Raw genomic sequence first — 4,497 nt, forward strand, 5'->3', positions numbered from 1 at the left:
GACAATAAAAATCGCTTAGAACGCAAACCAGAGCAATCTAGCACTACATTCCAAGATATTCCAACCAGTGAAAAGCAAATTGCCGTTCAACTTTTCAAAACCAAAATTCAGGATTTAGCCCAACAAATCCATGAAAAAGAACTAAAAACCATTATAAATCAAATGAGTGAATACATAGAAACCAGTAAAAAACTACTCGATCAAATTGAAACCCATCGGAATAACAAACCATTCAATCCTTTTAAACTCAAGGCATGGGAGGGTGAACTAGCAAATTTAGTCCACCAACACGATAACGAGATCAAAGCCAAATACAACCACCTCAAAACCGAACACCAAAGAATCAAAAATCGTGGTGTAGTGTCTGAACACTGGCAAAAAGCCGAAAGTTTAATACAGCAAAAATACCCAGATGAATACAAAAAAATCAAACAGTTGGAACGAGAACTCAATGAGAAAAATGCCACTGTCAGCATAGCTAGAACCCAAGAGCAGGACAACGGGCGGGGACGTTGACATCCCTTTTGTCTTTCTAAAATTTGCCTGTTTTGATAATAGTTGATAAATTTTTATCAACTATTATCAAAACAGGTGCAAAAAAATGATCAGTGCAGACTTAGGAAAAAACCTTGAAAGCTATGTGCAGGAACTGGTTGATGGCGGACGCTATGGTTCAAAAAGTGAAGTATTACGAGAGGGCATACGTCTAATTCAAGAGCGAGAAACACAGCAGGAAGCTCTCAAAGCGTTAGTCATGCAAGGTATGGCAGACATCGAAGCAGGGCGAACTGTACCAGCAGAGGACACTTTTAGCCGCCTGAAAGCAAAATATCAGGCTATGGTAGATAAATCATGAAAGTGATTTTTGCTAAACAGGCTGAAAATGATTTAGAGCAGATCGCTGACTTCATCGCCCAGGATAATCCCCAACGTGCCTTGTCTTTTATCCTAGAACTGGAGCAGAAATGCTTGTCAATTGGTGGAATGCCTAAAGCCTTTCCAATCGTTCCAGAACTAATTGAATTGGGTATTCGCAGACGTGTATATCAAAATTATTCAATATTTTTCTGTATTACATCGGGTCATATTTTCATTGTTCGAGTGCTAAATTCAGTCATGAACTACACGGCACTATTTGAAAGTTAAACTAACAAATACAAGGTTTTCCAGAGCGAGTGTCTACGAGCGAACAATCAAAATTTGCGCTTAGACCCTCTGAAAAACCGCTTTTTAGTGTTTTGAAACCTAGAAAATCTATATTTCCATGTTGTCTTATGCCCCTAGATCGAGCGAAGCGAGCAAAAAAGCTCTATGAGCGCAGCGAATCCATTCTTGCTTTTGCTTTTCAGAATCCATGCTACCAGTAACGGAAAAAAACAGCCCGACAGACCGAGTGAAACGAGGTCAAAATGTCACGAGCGAAGCGAGTGCCATAGGGCTGTTATCCACAGGTTTTTTTGATTTTTTCTCTTTTTTATATTTTTAATAGTTTTTAAATAGTTTTTAGACCCCCTTCAAAGCCTTGCTATACAATACTCTTAGAGTATTAAAGGGGAGGGATTGTCGGTGAAGGGGGAGGGATTGTCGGTGAAAGGGGGAGGGATTGTCGGTGAAAGGGGGAGGGATTGTCGGTGAAAAAGGAGGTTTACAAAACTCTCCTTTTAATTTAAAAAAGAGTTCTGTAGATTTCTCCTAATATAACAAAAAGGGAGGGATTGTCGGGTGAATAACGATCTAGTTGTGATGGATAATTCCATTGTTAAAGCGTCATATAATTTAAGTGTGAGTGAACAACGTTTGCTCTTATCAGCATTAGCACAGATTCCTAAAAATGAACCAATAGACCCTAAACAAGCCTATTACATTACAAGAGATGATTTTATTCGACTGGGAGCTAATGCTGATCAGGCAACACGAGATATTCGGAATGCCACTAAAGATTTAATGAAAAAAACCTTACTTATAGAAACCAATGTAGGAGTATTAGAATTTCATTGGTTGTCAGAGGTTTTACGTTTCGATAAAAATGCGGATGCCCGATTAAAATTAAAATACCCAAACCCTGAAGATTATAAAAACTATCTCAATGGGTTAAGAAAATATAATTTACTAGAATCATTACCTTTTGGGCGACATAGTGACGATATTGTGGCTAGGGTTGTTTTTGATAGTCGTATTTTACCGTTACTCAGTGAGTTAAAGGCTAATTTCACCCAATTCCTACTTGATGATGTCGCAGGTTTTGGCAGTGTTTATAGTTTCCGCTTCTATCAAATGATGATGCAATTTAAATCAACAGGGTACTGTAAAATTAGTTTAGAAGACCTACGTTATTCTTTAGCTTTATTTGAAAAATATGAGGCTACTAAAGACCTGAGAAAATGGGTTATTGATACCGCAATCAAAGAGATCAATGAAAAAACACCTTATAAAGTTAGCTATGAGTTAATTAAATCAGGACGTAAATTTACGCATTTAGAGCTGAAATTTAAAGAAAAAAAGGCAAAAGAAGAATCTAAGCCAAGCCGTGATCCTGACACGGTGGATATGTTTTGCAAAATGTCAGACAGTCAAATCAACACATACAGTTCTATTTTGTCACAGTTACACAGCCTATCAGACCTTAGTACATTCCCAAATTACAAGGCGTTTGAGGTGTGGATTGCGAATATTCTACGTGACCCTGCCAGTGTACGAGAGGAAACAGCCAAGCGGATTTTTAAAACACTGCGGACAGAAACAGACTTTAAGAGAATAAGCTATGAAAAACAGTAAGCTAGATGAGATCAGGAAAAGAAAGGAAATACATGCACAAACGCAAGCTATCTTTGCTGTAGATAATTTGCATCCAAACCCTGATACACAGTACATTTTTGATGCATACAACAATGGCGAGATTAAAAGCATTGATGCGGCAATCAAAGCATTAGACAAACACTATGGCATCAAGAGATAGCTTTTTAAATAACGGCACGTTAAATGATAGAAGATTCCGAACTCGACCAAATCTTATTGGATGTTTTTAAAGGTGATGAATGGCTTCGACTTGTAGATTTTGTATTTTCTTTAGCAAATGATTTTACAGATGAAGAACGGGACAGATACACCCAACTACATCGCCATCTTACTCTTAAAAATCTTAATAAAGATAATCCATTTAATGGATTATTCCTAGAAATAACCAATACAAAACTTCCATTATAAATCAAACAAACTTCGGTCTCGATCTTCTGTTAAATACTCGTTGAGATCAGCGAGTATTTTTGTTTTTTCTGCTTCATCTTCCATTTTTTTTAGTGATAAAGAACCTAACAGGATTTTACGTCTAGTATCATCTTTTCGTTGTTGGTCAGATAACTTCTTTTTTTCACGAGCCAATACAGCTTGCTTTTGAGCTTTAAGCTGTTTTAAGCGTTCTTCCTGTTTAGCAATTTGTTGTTCTAAAGATTCCATTTTCATTGTAATTCCAAACCCTAAAAAACCACAGTTAGCATAAGCGTACATGAATTGAAATTCAAGGTACTGTCTGCTATCGTGGTTTTCCCAAAGGGCGCACTTTCCCAAACTAATTTCATTAAGTTTGGAAGTACGAAAAGGGACACCCCTTTACCCCGAAAATCTAAAGATTTTAAAAGGCAAAAATAAATCATGGCGATTTATCATTTTTCAGTGAAGAACATAAGCAGAAGTGACGGACGTTCAGCCGTTGCTTGTTCTGCCTATCGTTCAGGTGAAAAATTGATAGACGAAAGACAAGGTAAAGAACAGGACTATACAAAAAAAACAGGCGTAGAATTAAAAAAAATCTATGCCCCTGAAAATACAAATCCTGAATTATTAGACCGTAACCAACTTTGGAATATCGTTGAGAAAGTTGAGAATCGTAAAAATTCACAACTTGCTAGAGAGTTTGAAATCGCTTTTCCGCATGAACTCAACCAACAGCAACGTGAACAAATGCTCAATGAATTATGCCAAGACATCATAAAACGTCATGGCGTTGTTGTGGATGCTGCAATTCATGCACCACACACAGCAAATGGAAGTGATGAGCGTAATTATCATGCTCACATCATGTTTACGACCCGAAGCATTGATGAACATGGAAATTTAGGAAAAAAGACAAGGGAATTTAACGACAATGGCAAACAGGAAGTCGAATTTTGGCGAGAAAGTTTTGCCGATCTAGCCAACAAACACTTGGCGAGAGCAGGTTACTTGACCGAAGTAGACCACCGCAGTTATGCCAACCAAGATAATGGACTACAAGCCACAATTCATGAGGGTAGCAAGGTCACACAGCTACGCAGACAGGGCATTGATACTGAAATCAGCCTAAAAAACGATGCAATCAAAGCACAAAATTCCGAAAAACTGGTAGAAATCATCAATGGACTGGAGCAAGAAATTATTGCAACAGAGAAAACCATAGCCAAATTACGCACAGAATCACCACATAGCCACGAAAAAACAAAATATGATGTGGATGTACACAAT

The 4,497-nt window shown here is 37.6% G+C and carries 7 protein-coding genes and 1 pseudogene; 7 read left to right on the forward strand and 1 reads right to left on the reverse strand.

From position 1 onward, the window contains the following. The 6 genes and pseudogenes from O1449_RS16165 to O1449_RS16190 form a co-directional block, all read left to right on the forward strand. Nucleotides 1–516 (forward strand): annotated as a pseudogene (locus tag O1449_RS16165) (MobA/MobL family protein); the annotation flags it as partial. A gap of 85 nt (nucleotides 517–601) precedes the next feature. Then, complete coding sequence (locus tag O1449_RS16170) at nucleotides 602–856, forward strand: type II toxin-antitoxin system ParD family antitoxin (RefSeq protein WP_269239891.1); 255 nt, start codon at nucleotides 602–604, stop codon at nucleotides 854–856. After that, nucleotides 853–1,146: a type II toxin-antitoxin system RelE/ParE family toxin gene (locus O1449_RS16175; protein ID WP_269239893.1), complete on the forward strand. Its 294-nt coding sequence runs from the start codon at nucleotides 853–855 to the stop codon at nucleotides 1,144–1,146. The genes O1449_RS16170 and O1449_RS16175 overlap by 4 nt, the downstream gene beginning before the upstream one ends. A gap of 576 nt (nucleotides 1,147–1,722) precedes the next feature. After that, nucleotides 1,723–2,775, forward strand: coding sequence for a RepB family plasmid replication initiator protein (locus O1449_RS16180; RefSeq protein ID WP_269239895.1), 1,053 nt, complete (start codon nucleotides 1,723–1,725; stop codon nucleotides 2,773–2,775). Then, nucleotides 2,762–2,956 (forward strand): antitoxin VbhA family protein, encoded by a 195-nt coding sequence (locus tag O1449_RS16185; protein ID WP_269239897.1) that lies wholly within the window; start codon nucleotides 2,762–2,764, stop codon nucleotides 2,954–2,956. Before O1449_RS16180 ends, O1449_RS16185 begins: the two co-directional genes overlap by 14 nt. Nucleotides 2,957–2,979: 23 nt before the next feature. Next, nucleotides 2,980–3,204, forward strand: coding sequence for a hypothetical protein (locus O1449_RS16190; RefSeq protein WP_269239899.1), 225 nt, complete (start codon nucleotides 2,980–2,982; stop codon nucleotides 3,202–3,204). Here the strand turns inward: O1449_RS16190 and O1449_RS16195 are convergent. After that, nucleotides 3,199–3,459, reverse strand: coding sequence for a mobilization protein (locus O1449_RS16195; protein WP_269239901.1), 261 nt, complete (start codon nucleotides 3,457–3,459; stop codon nucleotides 3,199–3,201). The two genes, O1449_RS16190 and O1449_RS16195, sit on opposite strands and share 6 nt — an antisense overlap. A gap of 189 nt (nucleotides 3,460–3,648) precedes the next feature. Between O1449_RS16195 and mobQ the strand changes: the two genes are divergently transcribed. Further along, nucleotides 3,649–4,497 (forward strand): MobQ family relaxase (gene mobQ, locus O1449_RS16200; protein ID WP_269239903.1); only part of this gene is annotated, 849 nt, incomplete at its 3' end.

The sequence above is a fragment of the Acinetobacter sp. TR3 genome, from assembly GCF_027105055.1.
Lineage (GTDB): Bacteria > Pseudomonadota > Gammaproteobacteria > Pseudomonadales > Moraxellaceae > Acinetobacter.